This window comes from Streptomyces pristinaespiralis, assembly GCF_001278075.1.
In the GTDB taxonomy this organism is placed as follows: Bacteria; Actinomycetota; Actinomycetes; order Streptomycetales; family Streptomycetaceae; genus Streptomyces; species Streptomyces pristinaespiralis.
The window spans coordinates 3,396,747-3,413,629 of the sequence record NZ_CP011340.1; the positions used below are offsets into that span (position 1 = coordinate 3,396,747).

General features: G+C 74.3%; 15 protein-coding genes. 3 read left to right on the forward strand and 12 right to left on the reverse strand.

The window, feature by feature from the left end:
• Positions 1-124: 124 nt before the first annotated feature.
• A complete protein-coding gene (locus SPRI_RS14115; RefSeq protein WP_037773867.1) occupies positions 125-1,390 on the forward strand; it encodes a cytochrome P450 in 1,266 nt (421 codons plus the stop codon).
• 31 nt (positions 1,391-1,421) lie between these two features.
• Here SPRI_RS14115 and SPRI_RS14120 read toward each other — a convergent pair whose 3' ends face one another.
• Together SPRI_RS14120 and SPRI_RS14125 are read right to left on the reverse strand one after the other, a co-directional pair.
• Positions 1,422-1,922 (reverse strand): DUF5949 family protein, encoded by a 501-nt coding sequence (locus tag SPRI_RS14120; protein WP_005312729.1) that lies wholly within the window; start codon positions 1,920-1,922, stop codon positions 1,422-1,424.
• Between the two features lie 114 nt (positions 1,923-2,036).
• Complete coding sequence (locus tag SPRI_RS14125) at positions 2,037-2,555, reverse strand: hypothetical protein (protein ID WP_005312732.1); 519 nt, start codon at positions 2,553-2,555, stop codon at positions 2,037-2,039.
• 211 nt (positions 2,556-2,766) lie between these two features.
• On the opposite strand from SPRI_RS14125, the gene SPRI_RS38480 reads away from it, so the two are divergent.
• Positions 2,767-3,033, forward strand: a complete 267-nt coding sequence (locus SPRI_RS38480; RefSeq protein ID WP_159039475.1) for a hypothetical protein — start codon at positions 2,767-2,769, stop codon at positions 3,031-3,033.
• Positions 3,034-3,058: 25 nt separating this feature from the next.
• On the opposite strand, the gene SPRI_RS14130 is transcribed toward SPRI_RS38480, so the two are convergent.
• Entirely contained in the window at positions 3,059-4,258 is a 1,200-nt protein-coding gene (locus SPRI_RS14130) for an NAD(P)-binding domain-containing protein (protein ID WP_078951250.1), read from the reverse strand.
• The gene (locus SPRI_RS14135) at positions 4,240-5,544 is read right to left on the reverse strand and encodes a carboxylate--amine ligase (protein WP_182327759.1); all 1,305 of its coding nucleotides are present in this window, start codon (positions 5,542-5,544) and stop codon (positions 4,240-4,242) included. The genes SPRI_RS14130 and SPRI_RS14135 overlap by 19 nt, the downstream gene beginning before the upstream one ends.
• A gap of 137 nt (positions 5,545-5,681) precedes the next feature.
• Between SPRI_RS14135 and SPRI_RS14140 the strand changes: the two genes are divergently transcribed.
• Positions 5,682-6,971 carry a glycoside hydrolase family 26 protein gene (locus SPRI_RS14140; protein ID WP_037773868.1) on the forward strand — a complete coding sequence of 430 codons (1,290 nt, stop codon included), beginning with the start codon at positions 5,682-5,684 and terminating at the stop codon, positions 6,969-6,971.
• Positions 6,972-7,038: 67 nt separating this feature from the next.
• On the opposite strand, the gene SPRI_RS14145 is transcribed toward SPRI_RS14140, so the two are convergent.
• From SPRI_RS14145 to SPRI_RS14180, 8 genes are all read right to left on the reverse strand, one after another.
• Positions 7,039-8,190, reverse strand: a complete 1,152-nt coding sequence (locus SPRI_RS14145; protein ID WP_005312742.1) for a GNAT family N-acetyltransferase — start codon at positions 8,188-8,190, stop codon at positions 7,039-7,041.
• Complete coding sequence (locus tag SPRI_RS14150; RefSeq protein ID WP_005312745.1) at positions 8,187-8,852, reverse strand: YveK family protein; 666 nt, start codon at positions 8,850-8,852, stop codon at positions 8,187-8,189. Before SPRI_RS14150 ends, SPRI_RS14145 begins: the two co-directional genes overlap by 4 nt.
• Positions 8,849-10,006 carry a glycosyltransferase gene (locus tag SPRI_RS14155; protein WP_053556981.1) on the reverse strand — a complete coding sequence of 386 codons (1,158 nt, stop codon included), beginning with the start codon at positions 10,004-10,006 and terminating at the stop codon, positions 8,849-8,851. Before SPRI_RS14155 ends, SPRI_RS14150 begins: the two co-directional genes overlap by 4 nt.
• Entirely contained in the window at positions 10,003-10,773 is a 771-nt protein-coding gene (locus SPRI_RS14160; RefSeq protein ID WP_053556982.1) for a polysaccharide deacetylase family protein, read from the reverse strand. Before SPRI_RS14160 ends, SPRI_RS14155 begins: the two co-directional genes overlap by 4 nt.
• Positions 10,763-12,451: a murein biosynthesis integral membrane protein MurJ gene (gene murJ, locus SPRI_RS14165; protein ID WP_078951357.1), complete on the reverse strand. Its 1,689-nt coding sequence runs from the start codon at positions 12,449-12,451 to the stop codon at positions 10,763-10,765. The genes SPRI_RS14160 and murJ overlap by 11 nt, the downstream gene beginning before the upstream one ends.
• A gap of 200 nt (positions 12,452-12,651) precedes the next feature.
• Positions 12,652-14,178, reverse strand: coding sequence for an O-antigen ligase family protein (locus SPRI_RS14170; RefSeq protein WP_078951251.1), 1,527 nt, complete (start codon positions 14,176-14,178; stop codon positions 12,652-12,654).
• A 1-nt stretch (position 14,179) separates the two neighbouring features.
• Positions 14,180-15,664 carry an exopolysaccharide biosynthesis polyprenyl glycosylphosphotransferase gene (locus SPRI_RS14175; protein WP_005312760.1) on the reverse strand — a complete coding sequence of 495 codons (1,485 nt, stop codon included), beginning with the start codon at positions 15,662-15,664 and terminating at the stop codon, positions 14,180-14,182.
• Entirely contained in the window at positions 15,661-16,842 is a 1,182-nt protein-coding gene (locus tag SPRI_RS14180) for a glycosyltransferase (RefSeq protein ID WP_037773870.1), read from the reverse strand. Before SPRI_RS14180 ends, SPRI_RS14175 begins: the two co-directional genes overlap by 4 nt.
• Between the last annotated feature and the right edge of the window lie 41 nt (positions 16,843-16,883).

Consider the following 16,883-nt stretch of genomic DNA (forward strand, 5'->3'; position numbering starts at 1 on the left):
GTCGTACTGCCACAACGATCCGGACGGCCGAACCCGTGCAAATTCCGCCCGTCCGCAGCAATGTCGGGACGCGTGCTGACGCCTCGATGGGCCAGCATGTGGCCTCAAGCACCTGGAGGTTGCCGTGGCCAGGGAGACTCCCGGCCGGGTCGCTTCGCGACCGGCCGCACCCGCACCCGAGACCGATCTGTCCGACCCGACGTTCTGGCGGCTGCCGCGCCCTGCCCGGCTCGCCGCCTTCGCCGAACTCCGCGCGCGTGACGCACCGGTGCGCTTCGGGGAGCGTCCCGGCTTCTACGCGCTGGTCCGGCACGCCGATGTGGCGGAGGCCAGCCGGCGGCCGCGTGACTTCACCAGCGCGCCGGGCGTCACCACGCCGGAGCCGGCCCCCTGGGCCAAGGCTCTCTTCGGGAACTCCATGGTCAACATGGACGGTCCGGAACATGCCACGCTGCGCCGGATCGTGGCCCGTTCGTTCACACCGAGACTGCTCGCCGCCACCGAGGACAACGTCCGGGAGGTCGCCGGGCGCATCGTCGGCGAGATGCTGGCCGGCCGGCCGCGGGACTTCGTCCCTGCGGTGGCCTCGCGCATGCCGTTCGAGGTGATCTGCGACCTGATGGGCGTCCCGGGCGAGGCGCGCGCCGAGATCGCTGCCCGGATCGACCAGGCCTCGGAGAACGTCGGCGTGCAGCGCGGCCTGCGGTCCCGGCTCCGGATGCCCGGACGCGGACTGCGCGCCCTGGCCCATATGCAGCTGGTAATGGCGGGCCTGGCCCGTGAGCGGCGCCGCCGGCCCACGGGGGATCTCATCTCCGCGCTGGTGTGCGCGGACGTGGACGGCCAGGCGCTGAACTCCCGGCAGTTGGGGGCGTTCTTCTCACTGCTGCTGGTCGCGGGCGTGGAGACGACGCGCAACGCGATCGCACACGGGCTTTCGCTGCTCAGTGAACACCCTGAGCAGCGGGCGCTGTTGGAGTCGGACTTCGACCGGTACGCGGACGGCGCGGTGGAGGAGATCGTCCGTCACTCGACCCCGATCATCCAGTTCCGCCGCACGGTGGCCGCCGAGTGCGTGCTCGGCGGCCGCGGCTTCCGCCCCGGCGAGAAGGTGGTGCTGTTCTACGCGTCGGCCAACCGTGACGAGGCCGTCTTCGAGGACCCGGACGTCTTCGACATCACCCGCAGCCCCAATCCGCACCTGGGGTACGGCGGTGGCGGCCCGCACTACTGCCTCGGGGCGCACCTGGCCAGGCAGGAGATGAAGGCCCTGTTCCATGAACTGCTCACCAAGGCCGGCGGCGTCCGGACGGTCGGCGCGCCGTGCCTGGTCGACTCCAGTTTCGACAACCGCGTCCGGTCGCTCCCCTTCGCCTTCGAAGCCTCCTGACCAGGGCCACGCCCGGGCCGGAGGGCCAGGGTCAGCCGCGCAGCCGCGACACGGGCAGCAGTACGTGCGCGGAGCTGACGAGGGTGGTCTCGTCGCCGAGGAAGGACTGGAAGGCCTCGTCGCTGACGGGCTCGCCCGGCCTCCCCTCCGGCCACGGGCGGCTCGCGATCATGAAGTGGACGTGGCCGCGCCGGTCCGCGGCGGCCAGCCACTCGGGCGGCGCCGGGCACTGGGCCTTGAGGTACGGCATGTTGACGACGGCCTGGCCGCCTTCGACCAGCAGCTGGATCGGGTGCGAGCCGTCGTGCGTGTGGTCGTGCATCTCGTCGCCGACGGTGAGCCCGAGCTCCGCGATCATCGCCAGGGCGGCCTCCTCCCCCGCGGCCGGCCCGTCGACGCCGTCGCCGAGGGAGTAGGTGAGCAGGTAGGGCGTGTCATGTCCCTGAGCGGGATCCCCGGTCCATGCGAGCAGGGAGAGCGTGCCCAACCGGCTGCGGTTCACGGCGGATCGGGGGGTGTTCGCTGTGGTCATGGCTCGGCACCCTAGTGGCGGGCACACCGCCGTCCGGCCCTCGTTCACCTGGACGGGGGAACCGGACTCCAAAGTGCCGTTCGCCGCGTCCGGCGCGGGCCCGCCGCCGTTCCCTCACAGTCGCCAGCTGCGCCGCTCGCCGCCGACCGTGCAGTCGAGCCCCACGGCACGGGAGCCGAAGGGCACCTCGAAGACCAGCCAGCCGTCGGCGTGTTCGCCGACGGGCAGTGTCCGTACCTTCAGCGGGAAGCCGGTGGTGAGCTCCCCGGAGCGGACGGCCGGGTGGCGCTCCCCTCGGTCGTCGACGACCCACGTCCTGCCGAGGGGCGACTCGTGGGCCGTGCCGCCGACGTTGGCGAGGTTCAGCTCCACCCCGACCCAGCGGTGTCCGGCGGCGGGCCGCGGGGCGGTCCCCGTCGCCACGGCCGGGTCGACGAACCCGCGCAGGAGGACCCGGAGGTGCTCGCCGAACCGTGCGCCGCCGATGTCTGCGGTGTCGCCGATGCCGGTGGCGGTCACCGGCGCCCCGGCGGACGCCCCGGGCGCCGGCTCCCGCCCGCTGCCGCCGGTGCTCTGACATGCGGTGAGGCCCAGAAGGAGCGCCGGCACCAGTACGGTCGCCTTGTGTCGCATCGATCCCCTTTTCCGCGGCGCGCGTTGATGCGTATCCGGCGCGCATTGATGCGTATCTTCGGTTCCCGCGAGGGTGATCGGACGCGGCGCGCCCCGGGTCGTACGGGTGAATCTCGCCGCAGCGGGGCACCGGCTCGAAAGGCCGTTCCACGCGTCCCCCACCACCCGGCCCCGGCAGTGACTTCGGCCCCCGCCGCGCGTTGGCGGTCATATGGCAAGGATTACCGCGCCGGCTCGATGGCAGCGCGTCCAGACGAGCACGGATCCGACGGCCGCGCCGACGGGTAACAGTCCCATCTACGACCAGCTGGCGCGTGAGTGGACGGCCGCCGGCCGCACCATGCCGGGCCGGCCGGACGGGGAGTGGACCAGGCTGAGCCTCTTCCCGCCTCCGTCGCCGGTCCCGGAGGAACCGGCCGCCCGGCCCGCCTCCCCGCGGTCCCGCAGGGGCTGGCTCTACGACCGGCACCCTGCCTGAGCGCTCCGCCCCGGCGTCCCGCCCGTCATCGGCGCAGCCTGCGCCGCACACCGGCAACGAGCCGGTCGGCGGTGAACCCCGTGCCGTACACGAACCGCATGGCGGGACCGAACGTCGGCGCGGTCAGCAGACCGGCGAAGAACAGCCCCGGACAGCTGGACTCGAACCGCGGGGTCAGCGCCGGCGCCCGGCCGGTGCCCGCCCTGCGCAGCGCCTGCCGCAGACCGGGGTCGAGCAGGCCCAGCCGGTCCAGGTCCGGGACGAAGCCGGTCGCCGCGACGACATGGCCGGTGTCGAGCGAACGGGTCCCCCCTCCGGGCGCGTTCAGCTCCAGCCGCACCCGGCCGTCGTCGCGCACCGAGGCGCTCCGGAGGCTGTGTCCGAGCAGTTCTGGCACCCGCTGTTCGTAACGGTCGCGGAGCCACCACGCGCCTGCCGGGCCGAGCGAGCCGGCGGTCAGGCGCTCCCGCGGGCCGGCCGGCAGCCGGCCGACCGCCCCGGGCAGTCGTGACCAGGCCCAGGTGGTCCAGCCGCTGCCGAGGCCGCTGAGCGGGGTGCGCAGGGTGCTCAGCCGTCCACGCTGCCGCGGCAGGGGCACGGTGTTCCACCGGATCCGGTCCGCGCGCGCCACCAGCTGCGGCCGCGCCCCGTGTTCGGCGAGCAGGGTCGCCGTCTCCAGTGCCGCCTGGCCGGCCCCGACGACGGTGACGTCCAGGTCGCCGAACGCGCTCGGGTCCAGGTGGCCGCTGCTGTGCGAGCAGAGGGCCGGGGGCAGCGCCGCGAGCGGCTCCGGCATGCGCCGGAAGGGCATGATGCCCACGGCGAGCGCCACGGTCCGCGCCTCGATGCCGTCGCCGTCCGACGTCTCCACACGGAAGCAGCGGCCCGACGGGACGACCCGGGTGACGGTCCGTTCCTCGACGGGCGGCGCCGCGTGCTCGGCGAACCACATCCCGTACCCGGCGAAGTCGGCGATCGGGAGCGGACGGCCGTGCGCCGCCTCGAAGCCGCGCACGGCGGCGTAGTCGGCGAGGGTGTACTTGGCGCCCGGGTCCGACAGGTCGGAGGCCCATGGCTCCGACTTGAGGAACATTCCCTCGGGCATGTGGTCCCGCCAGGACTCCATGGTTCTGCCGAACACCCGCAGGTTCATCCCCGCCGCGGCGGCGTGTGCCGCCACGGAGAGCCCGTACGGTCCGGCGCCGATCACTGCCAAGTCGTACATGATGCGGTTCCCGCTCCTTCTGGTCTGGCCTCTGGTCCGGCGGTGGAAGGCGATGTCCGCTGCCGCGGCAGCGGTAGCAGGCGGTCGCCGCCCTTGACGAGGCCGCGTCGCAGCCAGGCCGCGGCCATGGCGAGGAACGGCAGCAGGTCGTCAGGGGCGAACCAGGCGGTCTCGACCCCGCGGTGCGCGGCGCCCGCCCGTCCGGGAGTCCGGCGCCGGGCCCCGGCGACCGCGGACAGCAGCGCGTAGTTCTCCGCCACGAAGACCCGCCCGGGCCGGCCGGCGGCCCGCGGCACGGGGCTGCCCGTGAGGTCCAGGTAGAGGGACCGCACGACGTCGAGCCCGGCCTCGTCGGTGAAGAGCCTGAACTGAGCGCCCGGTCGCGGGTTGACGTCGAGGAGCCGGTAGGCGCCGCCCGCCGCGTCGCGCCGGAAGTCGAGGTCGAGGATCCCCCGGTAACCGGAGTGCGCCACCAGTCTGAGGGCCGCCTCCCGCACCTCGTCGTTGTGCTGCCAGCTGCCCTTCGCGGTCAGCCCCGCCCCGGGCGGCCAGGCGAGCTCCTTGCGGCCGGTGCCGCCGAGCAGCAGGTCCGAGCGCCGGGAGAAGTAGCCGTGGAAGAACCAGTCGCAGTACGGCCCTTCGGGCAGCAGCCGCTGGAGCACCAGTGCGCTGCCGGCCTGTCCGGTGCGCTCGAACAGCCGCTGCACCGCGGCGGTCGAGGTGACGAGGCTCGTGCTGCGCAGGCCGGTCCGCGGGTCCAGCAGCCACGGCCTGCTCCACTTGGCGACCACCGGCAGCCCCAGCTGCCGTACCGCGGCGGCGGCCTCCGCGGCGCTCTCCGGTACGACCGTCTCCGGGTGCGCGATGCCTGCCCGTTCGCACAGTCGTACCAGTTCGGCCTTGTCCGCGAGCCCCGCCGTGGCGTCGGCACTCTGGTCGGGGAAGAGGAACCGCGGGACGAGACGGGGGGCGTTGGCGGCGATGCTGAGGGCGCCGAGGTCGTCCATCGCGACGAGCACGGCGGGCCGGCCGATCCGGTCGGACACGTCGAGCAACAGGTCGACGAAGTCCTCCGGGCGGAGTTCGCCCACAGGTCTGACATGGGCCCGGTGCAGATAGCGGGACCGGGCGACCGGGCTGTGGGCCGACTCGACGACGGCGTGCACCTCCACACCGGCGCGGCCGAGGGATCTGACGGCTCCCAAAGTGCCGTGGTGAAAGGGATTCCGGTCGAGCCGGAGCACGAGAGCGGGCACTCCCGTGTCGATGGTCGGCATTCGAGTCATATCTTTCACCTGGTTGGTCCTGAGTGGAGCGCGCCTCTTCGCTAATGGCCTACCGACTCCTCTTCGGGCAGCCCGTTCGTACGACTTTCTGCCTACGGTCGTTGCATCCCGGAACGGGCCGCACAGAGGAGGAATTCATGCCACAACGGCGCCGTCTCATCGGCACGTGCATCGGTACGGTCACCGCCGGCCTTCTGGTATCCAGCACTGTTTCCGGAATCTGGACGGCGGGCGCCGCCCCCAACGCGGACGACGGTCCTGATTCTCCCCGGAAGCCACCGGTCGCCGTGGGGGCCTATCTCCATTACGGTCCGCCCGGCATCCAGCGCATGGCCGAACTGTCCCGTTGGCTCGGCGGGCGGGAGTTGAAGGTCGCTCACACGTACCTCCCGGGCGACCGCTGGGCCAACATCGAGGGCAGGCCGGAGTTCCTGCGGCCCTGGGCCGACTGGCGGCGCGGCGCAGAGGACCGGATGTTCGTGCTCAACGTCCCGATGCTGGAGCGCAGCGAGGCGCGGCTGCCGGACTTCGCGGTCAGGGGGCTGCTGGCCGCGGGGGCGCAGGGCAGCTTCGACAAGCACTTCCGGACGCTGGCGACCCGGCTGGTCGAGGCGGGTGTCCCTGACACGGTGATCGTCCTCGGCTGGGAGATGAACGGCACGACGTACACGCACCGTTGTGCGCCGGACCCGGAGGCGTGGAAGGCGTACTGGAACCGCATCGTCACGGCCATGCGTTCCGTCCCCGGGCAGAAGTTCCGATTCGACTTCGCTCCGAATCGCGGTCAGGACGCCATTCCCTGGACCGAGTGCTATCCCGGTGACGACGTGGTCGACATCATCGGGATGGACTCGTACGACCAGCCTCCGGGCGGGACGTTCGACGAACAGGTGAATGCTCCGTACGGATTGCGGAAGCAGGTCGAGTTCGCCGCGGCGCACAACAAGGCGATCTCGTATCCGGAGTGGGGGCTTTTCCGCAACGGCGACAATCCCGAATACATGCGCCGCATGCTCGAATGGATCGACCGTCACAAGCCGCTCTACCAGACGATCACAGACTACTGCCCGCACGGGGTGTGGCAGTGCCAAGACAATCCGCAGTCCTCGAAAGTGTTCCGCTCGAAGTTGTTTGCGAAGCCCGGTCCCGCGGAGCCCGCACCCGCCGTACCGAGCCCCGCGGAGCCCGCACCCGTCGAGCCCGGACCCGTGGAGCCGTCACCCGCCGGACCGTCCCCGGCGCAGCCCGTACCGCCGGCCGGCACGGACCCCGGCCTTCCGCTCCCCTCACCGCTGCCGGACGACGTCGTGACGAACCCCGTCGACTGGTGCGTCCCCATGGATCTCGGGGACTGGGTCGGACAGTGGATCGAAGACCGGCAGTTCTGTGTCGAGTTCCCCTGGCCGGAAGGACAGCCGGGCTTCTGACCGACGGCGGGACGGCGCGGCGCCGGCCTTCGCACCCCGGGTCCGGCGGGCGGCGGCCCGAGGCGTGTCAGCGTCTCGCGGAGGCCGCCCGCCGGCTGTTGAGGCGGTCGCGCCACTCCCGTGCGGCGGGCAGCCGCTCGCGCACCGTCACGACGGCCCGTTCGCGCAGCCGCGCACGTGTCTCGTGCAGCCGCAGCAGCGGCTCCAGCGAGGCCGGGGCGAGCAGCAGCCGCTGGTTGGTGACGGTCTCGGGCCGCCAGTGGCTCTTGTACGACTCCGCCCCCCGCAGCAGGCTGAGCACACCCTGGCCGTCGTCGACGGCCTGCTGCGCGTCGTGGCGCAGCAGCATGGTCGCCACGTCGGCCTTCCGGTCCCGCAGCGCGGGGTCCGCCCCGTACAGATAGCCGCCCGCCATGTTCCTCGAGCGCAGGGTGAGCGCGGCGGCGACGACCTCGCCGTCCATCCGGTACTCCGTCAGGGCGGCCTCGCCGCGGCGGGCCATTTCGCGGGTCGCCCGCACGAGGTGGGCGGCGAACCGGGGTCTGAGATGCTCCGGGTTGACGCCGCGGCCGTGCCACTGGAGTTCGTGCAGCCGCAGCAAGTGCGTGACGGCGTCGGCGATCTCCGCCTCGGGCACGGGCTGTGCCTCGATCTTCAGCGCGTCGATCTTGCGCAGTTTGGCGCGCACCCGCTGTGCCCTGGCACTCGTCATCCGCTTGACGAGTTCCTCGACGGGGGCGGCGGGGAGCTCCATGCAGACCGAGTCGGGCAGCCGGGCGCGGGCGCCCTTCCAGCTCTCGTAGAGACGCTCCGCCGCCGCGCCGGGACGCACCTCGCGCAGGTCGATCACCGCGTGGCGGGCCGCTCTGCGAAGGCCCCGTTCCAGCGCACCGACCGCGGTCCGGACCTCGCCGCCGTCGACGAGTACGTCGCAGTGGTCGGAGATCCGGCCGCCCATCGGGACGAGCAGCGGCATGGGCCCGTGCGTCAGCGTCAGCGGCGCGGCGCCGATCAGCCGGCCGTCGCGGCGGACGAGGACGACACGCAGCCGGCCGTCCGTGCCGTAGGACCGCCACCAGGAGTGGAGCCAGGCGTGGCTCTGGAAGGGGGTGGCGGTGGGGCAGGTGTCGTGCAGCCGGTTCCATTCCGGCGCCAGTGCGGCGAAGGCCTCCGGGTCGCGGCACAGGGTGACGGAGATCCGCCCGCCGCCCGGGGTCACACCAGCTCCCGTTCGCCCGCCGGTTCCGAGGGGTGCGCGGGCGCGGGCACGCCGGCGGTCGTGAGGCCGGCCCTGCGGCGCGGTCCCACGAGCAGCGCCAGCCCGCCGAGCAGTCCGCCCGCGCAGCCGCCGACGGCCGTGGCGAGGGGCAGCGACGGGGAGACCGGCTCGTCCGGTGAGACCGCCTGCGAGAAGAGGGTCAGTGAGACGCCGGTGTTCTTGGACACCTGATTGCTGCTCACGAAGATGGCATCGGTGACCGCGTTGGCGATGTCGGCGGCCTGGTCGGGATCGGTCGACGTGCCGGTGATGGCGATCATCGGCGAGTCGGGGGACGTCTCCGTCTCCACCCGGTCGCGCAGTTCGCGTGCCGGGACGCCGGCCGCGACCCGCGCGTAGGCGAGGGTCGAGTCGCTGGTGGCGATCCGCCCGTAGGCCTGGGCGAAGCCGAGCGCGGCGGCGGGGTCGGAGTCCTTGGCGGGCACGGCGACGACATAGCTGGTGGAGGCGTACTCGGGGGCTTTGAGCAGGCCGTAGGAGGCGCCGCAGGCCGTGCCGAGCAGGGCGCAGACCGGCAGGGGCCACCAGACGGGCAGGGTGATCTTCGCAAGGCGGCGGAACCGGCCGCGGGCGGCGGGCTCCTGCTCGGGCGTCTCGGTCATGGCAGTGCTCTCCGGGTCGGGTAGGGGTGGAAGTGCTCCGGCCGGTCACGGTCCGGTCGGGCGGTGTCCAGGGCGTGCGCGTACACGTCCATCAGGAGGCGGCTGCCCCGTGCGATGTCGTAGCGGCCGACCGCGCGGGGCGGCGGCAGCCGGCGGGGGCCCGCGGTCGTGCGGGCGCGCAGGGCGTCCGTGAGCTCACGGACGCCGCCGTCGCGCAGCCGGGTGGCGCCCGGTGCGTCGTCCGGCGGAAGGTCGTCGACGGCGGGGCAGGTGCTGTGCAGGACCGGCAGCCCGGCGGCGAGGGCCTCGACCACGGCGAGCCCGAAGGCCTCCTCACGGGAGGCCGACACGAACAGGTCCGCGGCGGACAGCAGCGCCGCGACACCGTCGGCGTCGCACTCGCCGAGCAGCCGGATCCGGTCCGCCGCCCGGAGCCGTACGGCGAGGGCGTGCAGCGCCTCCCGCTCCGGGCCGTCGCCGGCGAGCAGCAGCCGGACGCCGGGGACCGCGGCGACCGCCTCGACCAGGACGTCGAAGCGTTTGCCGGGAACGAGCCGGCCCACGCCGCCGACCACGTAGGCGTCGGCGGGGACGCCGAGCCGGCGCCTTGTGGCGCGCCGCCCGGAAGCGTCGAAGCGGAACCGGGCCGCGTCGATGCCGTTCGGCACGACGTGGATGCGGGGGCCGGGGACGCCCCAGTCGCGGAGCCGGCCGGCCACGGTCGGGGAGACGGCGACGGTGGCCGCGCCGAGGCGTTCGGTGGTGAGGTACAGCGCGCGGGTGCCCCGGGTGAGCGGCCGGCCCTCGATCTCCCGGCCCCCCAGGGAGTGTTCGGTGGCGACGGCGGCCCGCACCCCGGCGAGCCGGGCGGCGATCCGCCCGTAGACGCAGGCCCGGTACAGGTGCGTGTGCACGAGGTCGTAGCGGCCGCGCCGGACGAACCCGGTCAGTCGCGGCAGGGCCGTGAGGTCCGTGTTGCCCCGCATGCCGAGGTGGGTGACCGACACGCCGTCCGCGCGCAGCCCGTCGGCGACCGGCCCGGGATTGGTGAGGGTCACGACGTCGCACTCGGCGGGGAGATGGCGCAGCAGCAGCCGCAGTTGCTGTTCCGCGCCGCCGACGCCGAGACCGGTGATGATGTGCAGGACCCTCATCCGGCACCGCCGAGGTGGACCGGGCCGAGCGCCGGAAGACGGCGCGCCCGGTGCCGCAGCCGCTTCGCCCACAGCCGGGCGCCCCGGTCGGCCTGGCTGATGTGCGTGCGGGGCAGGGCGTAAGGGCCGGCCTCCGCGCCGGGGGCGATGGCGCAGGCGTACGAGTAGCCCGCCCGGCGCACGGCGTCGGCGGCACGCCGGTCGAAGGTGCCGTACGGGTAGCAGAAGCCGGCCGGGGCCGTGCCGGTGAGCTCGCACAGGAGTTCGCGGCTGCGGACGGTCTCCTCGAGGAGCACGTCGTCCGGGCAGCCCGGCAGCCGGTGGTGGAACAGTCCGTGCGAGGCGATCTCGGTGCCCGCCTCCGCGGCGGCCCTGATCTGCCGGCCGGTGAGCAGCGCGCGGCGCGGGCCCTCGGCGTCCCACTCGTTGGTGCCGCCGAGCCGGCCCGGCAGTACGAACACGGTGGCCGTGCAGTCGTACCTCGCAAGGATCGGCAGTGCCGTCTCGACGAAGTCGGCGTAACCGTCGTCGAAGGTGAGGCCGACGAGGCCGGCGGCGTCGCCGGCGGTGCGCGCGCGCAGCAGGTCGGCCACCCCGACCCCGCGCAGGCCGCGGGCGCGCAGCCAGCGGAGCTGGAGTTCGAGGCGGTCGGGTGCGACGGCGATGCCGTACGGGTCGTCGGTGGGGTCGGCCACGGTGTGGTACATCAGGATCCACGGCTGGTCGAGGGCCGGGGCGGCGGCCGGCGCCGCGGTGTCAGTGGTCATGAAGCAGCCTCCGTCGGGCGAGTCCCAGCAGGTGTACGGCTTCGGGCGCGCGCAGGGCGCGGGCGGTGAGCAGGAAGACGGCGGGCGTGAGCAGACAGCCTGCGGCGAGGCTCTGCAGCGGCCCGCCGGTCAGCGGCGCGGCGAGGAGCCCGGCCGCGGTGGCGGCGGCCGCCGCCACCGTGAGGCGTCCGATGCGGCCGCCGACGGAGCGCACCTGGATGGCGACCCCCCGGGATCCGAGGCCGCACAGCAGCAGCAGGGCGGTGGTGCTGATGCCGGCGGCGTTGGCGGCCGCGATGCCGTTCACGCCGAACGTGCCCACCGCGACCGCTCCGGCGACGACGGTCACGGCGAGGCCCACGGCCATGGCGCCGGCCGGGAACCAGGTGGCCCGGCCGGCGGAGAAGAACGGCCGGCAGAGCGCGCCGACGAGGCAGTGGCCGAGGAGCCCGGCGGCGTACACGCGCATGACGGTGGCCGTGGTGGCGGTGTCCCGCGCGTCGAACGCGCCGCGCTGGAAGAGCACTTCGATGATCTGGGGCGCGTATCCGACGACCAGCGCGGTGCCGAGCAGCACCGTCGCGCCGGCCATGGCGAGGTCCTGCTCGACACGGCGGCGGGCACGGTCGCGGTCGCCCTCCGCCATGGCCTTGGCGACGACGGGGAACGTCACCGTGCACACCATCAGCGACAGCACCATCGGCATCTGCGCAACCTTCTGCGCGTAGTTGAGATGGGAGATCGCCCCGGCGGGGAGCGGCGCGGCGAGGAAGCGCTCGACGAGGACCTGGGACTGGCGGCCGACCGCGAAGAGCACGACCGGCGCGAGGACGGCCGCGCCGAGGAGAGGCGCCTTCGCCCGGGGGCGGCGCACCAGCGGCCGCAGGGTCGTCCGGCGGGCGAAGGCGGGCAGTTGCACCGCCACCATGAGCAGGCTGCCGAAGGCCACGCCGGCCGCGGCGGCGCGTACGCCCCACACCGAGTGCAGGGCGAGCGTCGTGGCGATGATGCCGGCGTTGTAGGCGACGTAGACGCTCGCGGGGCGCAGGAAGCTGCCGTGGGCGCGCAGGGCGGCGCTGAAGTAGCCGGTGACACCGAAGGTGAGGACGGTCAGCGCGGTCAGTCGGGTGCAGTCCACGGCGAGTCCCAGGTCGCCGAAGCCCGGCGCGAGCACCCGCACGACGAGCGGCGCCCCGATCAGCAGCAGACCCGCCGCGCAGGTCAGCAGCGCGAACAGCCGCGGGAAGGTGGCGGAGACCAGCTCCCCCACGGGGTCGGTGATCCGGCGGCCGGCCTCCCGCCGGGCGAGGGCGTGGCTGAACGCGGGCACCAGCAGCAGGGCCATCGCGTCCTCGATGAGGAGCGTGGAGGCCATCTCGGGGACGGTCCAGGCGATGAGGAACGCGTCGCTCTCGATGCCGGCCCCGAAGATGTGCGCGATGGTCTGGTCGCGCACCAGCCCGAGCACGGCACCCGCCGCGGTGAGCCCGGCGGTGACCGCGGCCGCCCGGAAGAGGAACCGCCCGAGCGCTGGCGGTGTGCCGCGTCCCGCGCCGCCCGTCCGCCCGCCCCGGCGGGCGTGCCGCCCCCGCGCCGGGGCTGCGGGCCGGGGGAACGGCCCGTCGGCGGTGCGCTCCGCCTGCCGCGCCGCCGCGCGCGGCTCCCCGGCCGCGGTCACGAGGGGCTGCTGCTCCGGGCGGTCGTGGGGTGGCCGGTCGTCGGCGGCCCCGCCGTGGATCCCGCCCTGGTTCACCCGTTCCTGGGCCAGGGCCCGCACGGCACCGGCGGCGTCGTTCCCCCGGGACGCCGCGTGGCGGCCCGGCGCCAGGGGCGGCGCTGTCCGAAGGCGACGGCCGGCGGCCGGGCGCGGGTCGTCGGTCACGCACGCCTCGTTCCGCCGAGCGCCCACCAGGCCGCCAGGCCCAGCAGCACACCCGTGAGAGCCGTCGACGGGCCGCCGATGTCGGCGTAGAGGAAGTCGACGGTCTGCCAGAGCATCAGGCCCACCGCCGTCAGCCCGCAGTCCACGGCCGGCCCGTGCGGCCCGCCACCGTGACGGCGCGGGTTCCGGCCTCCGCGGGCAAGGCGGCGCGGGAACCCGTCCCGGTCGGCCAGGCGGCGCAGGTACCCGTCCCTGCCGACGAAACGGCGCGGGTGCCCCACCCCGCCGGCAAGGCGACGCGAGTTCCCGTCCCCGCCGGCAAGGTCACGCAGGTACCCGTCCCCGCCGACGAAACGGCGCACGTTCCCGTCCCCGCCGACGAGACGACGCAGGCCCAGGACGAGGACGGCGGCGAGGCTGCCGGCGAGCGCGGTCAGCCCGATCAGGCCCTGCTCGCCGAGGACGAGCAGATACATGTTGTGCGGCGACAGCAGCGGCTGCTTCTCGAACTCCCTGCCCGCACCGGCGATGTCGCTGCCGGCGGACAGGCCGATCGAGGAATGGCCGTCTCGGTGTGCCGGGAAGCCCTTCAGCCCGACCCCCGCCGCCGGCTCCTCGCGCCACATCCCGGCCGCCGCCGCCCACATCGCGTACCGGTCGCCGACCGACCGGTCCGGCGCGTCGGTGACGCGGGTGATGCTGCTGAGGCGCTCGGAGATCATCTGGGAGCCGATGCCGAGGCCCCCGACGAGTACGACACCGATCGCGGCCACCGCGGAAAGGACCCGCACCGCCTGCCGCAGCCCGCACAGCGCGACCACGGCGACCGCGGCGAGCGCCGTGGCGATCCACGCGCCCCTGCTGAACGACAGGGCGAGCGGCACGACGAGCACGGCCGCGGCCGTGAGGGCGCACGGTCGCAGCCAGGGGGGAGCGTCGGCCGGGGGGCGCAGGGCGAGGGCGAGCGCCGCGATCAGCCCGTACGACACGACGGTCGCCATCCCCATGACGTCCGTCGGTCCGAAGGTGCCCACGGCGCGGATGTTCTCGCCCATGTAGGAGGCGCCGGTGCCGGTGGCGAACTGGTAGGTGCCCACGGTGCCCTGGGCGAGCGCCAGGACGACCAGCGCGCCGGCGACGACGCGGAAGTCGCGCGCGTCCCGCACGAGCAGCACGACGGCCAGCGGCACGAGGACGAAGACCTGCAGGTAGCGCACGAAGCCGGGGAGCGCGGCCTGCGGCTGGGCCGCGGTGACGGTCGCGACGGCGAAGCCGACGACGGGCAGGCCGAACACGACGGCGGCGGCGGGCGTCAGCGGCCGGGAGCGGCGGTGCAGGACCTCGGCCGCGCACCACACCACCAGGACCGCGGAGGCGATGTCCGCCGGGCTCACCGTGCCCGCGCCGCTCCCGACCGCCGGCAGCGGCGCGGCCGGCAGCAGCACGGTCGCGACCAGCGGCAGCAGGCGGAGGAAGGGTGGTGTGCGGATGTGCCGCACGGCGGTCCAGGTGACGGCTGTCATCTCAGCTGCCTCCCAGCCTCAGCACGGAGGCCGCGGTGCGGGCCAGGATGCAGACGTCCTGCCACAGCGACCAGGTGTCGATGTAGTGGTTGTCGAAGCGGGCTCGTTCCTCGATGGAGGTGTCGCCGCGCAGGCCGTGGATCTGCGCGAGCCCGGTGATGCCGACGGGCATCCGGTGGCGCGCCTGGTAGCCGGGATGCACATGGCTGAACTTGGCGACGAAGTACGGGCGTTCCGGCCGCGGGCCGACCAGGCTCATGTCGCCCCGCAGCACGTTCCACAGCTGCGGCAGTTCGTCGAGCGAGGTGCGGCGCAGCAGGCTGCCGGTGACGCTCATCCGCCGGTCGCAGGCCACGCTCCAGCGGGTGGCGGACTCGTGCTCGTCGACGGGACTGATGGTGCGGAACTTCAGCAGCACGAACGGCCGCCCGTCGAGCCCGATCCGCTCCTGCCGGAAGATGATTCCGGGCCCGTCGGAGAGACGGACGGCGAGCGCGCAGACGGCCAGTACGGGCGCTGCCGCGACGAGGGCGATCGCGGCGAGGCACACGTCCATGGCCCGCTTCCCCGCGAGGGCGAACGGCCGGCGCGCCGTGTCCAGCGGCCTGACGGGGAATCCCCACAGGTGGTCCTTGCCCGGTGACCCCCGATGCGTGGCCCGATCCGCGGGCGTGCCGTCGACCAGCCACACCCGGCAGTCGTGCCGGGCGAACAGGCCGAGCAGCGCGGCGCTCTCCGGGCCGGTGCCGGGCGGCCGGGTGAAGACGGCATGGCCGACGGCGTTCTGGATGACCGCCCGGCTGACGTCCTCCGGTCTCACCAGGACGGGCAGGGTCGCCTGGACCGGTCCGCCGAGCCGGTCCGGGTCGACCTGTCCGACCGGCCGCATCCCGTACTCGGGGTGCTCGTAGAGGGCCGCGGTGACCTGCTGGGCGACCGGCCCGTGGCCGACGACGAGCGCGGACCGCGGCCTGCGCGCGGCCGCCCGTCGGCGTGCGTGGTGGACGGCCGCCCGGCCGGCGCAGGCGAGCAGCGCCTGGCCGCCGGCGGCGAGCGCCGGTGCGGCGAGGACGACCCCGTAGTGGGGGTCCTGGGCGGCGAAGGTGGCGGTGAGGGCGTACCACGGGAGCATCGCGAGCCCGAGGAGCGTGGGCAGTTCGGCGAGCGCCGACGGCGACAGCCGGTGCCGGTAGAGGCCGCGCCAGGCGTGCAGCACGCCCTGGAACGTCACGAGCGGCACCACCGACACGGCCGGCAAGTCGGCCGTGGGCCACAGCACGGCCGGAGCGAGGGCCAGGGTGACGACGGCGGCGGTGGCGTCGGCCACGACCAGCGCGGTCGGACGGTCACGGCGGGCGGACAGGCGGTGCGAACGGACGGGTGGTCGGCCTGCGGCCGCGCGGCGTGGCGCGTGGAGCGAGGGCGCCGGGCGGCGGGCGGTCGTCGCCCGGGTGCTGTGGGGAGCGGGGGCACTCTCCGTCGTCATCGTTCGCTGCGCTCCCTCGTCAAGGATCGGTGCGGGCTCAGTAGTTCCTGGTACAGGCGCAGGACGGCGGCCGCCGTCCTGCGCACGTCGGACGTGGCCCGTGTGTGTTCCTCGGCCCGGCGGCCGAGGTCCTGGCGGAGTGCGGGGTCCGACAGCAGCCGGACCAGCGCCGCCGCGAGCGTGGACGGATCCTCCGGCGGGACCAGCGCGTAAGGCTCCTGACCGGGCGGCAGGCTCTCCCTGGCGCCGCTGACGTCGGTGACCACGACGGGCAGCCCGCAGGCCATCGCCTCGAGCGGGGCGAGCGCCATGCCCTCCCAGCGCGAGGGCAGTACGGCCAGGTCGGCGGCGTGCAGCCACGGCCGGGTGTCGGCCCGGTCGCCGGCGAAGATCACCCCTGGTGGTGCGCCCTGCCGCAGCGCTTCCCGGTCCGGCCCCTCGCCGACGAGTACGAGCCGGGCGCCGGGGACCGCCCGGGCCACCTCGGTCCAGGCCCGCAGCAGCACGTCCTGTCCCTTCTGCCGGCACAGCCGGCCCACGCAGACGACGAGGGGCGCCCACGCGGGCGTACCGTCCAGTTCCGGCAGCCGGGCGCGGGCCTCCTCGCGGCCGTGTTCGCCGCGAGGGGTGAAGTACGTCAGGTCGATGCCGTTGCGGATCACCGACCAGCGGGCGCGGATGCCCGCCTCCTCGCCCGCGCGGCGCTCGCTCTCGCTGACGCAGAGGGTGCGGGTGCTCCAGCGCGAGCCGTGGCGCTCCCACCTCAGGGCGAGTTCGGCGCTGCGCCCCCGCACCGCATCGAACGACCAGGCGTGCGGCTGGAACACCGTCGGCACCCGGCCGCGTACGGCGAGCCGTCCGGCGAGTCCGGCCTTGGCGCTGTGCGCGTGCACGATGTGCGGTGCGCCGGTCCGGATCAGCCGGGTGACGGCGCGTACTTCGGCCGCGAGCCGCGGACCGGGCTCCCGGCCGGCGGGCCACGGGTGCACCTGCGCACCGGCCTGTGCCGCCAGGCGGGGAAGCGGCCCCTGCGGTGGGCAGGCGACGACGGCCCGGATGCCCTCGCGTACCTGTGCGTCGACGAGGTCGGTGACGACCCGTGCCACTCCCCCCTCCACCGGCTGAACCAGGTGGAACACCGTCATTCGGCTTTTCTCAGTCCAGTTTCTTTGCAGCACGTGCGGCCTTCTTCGAACGCGGTGGACTGTGGGTGCGTGAA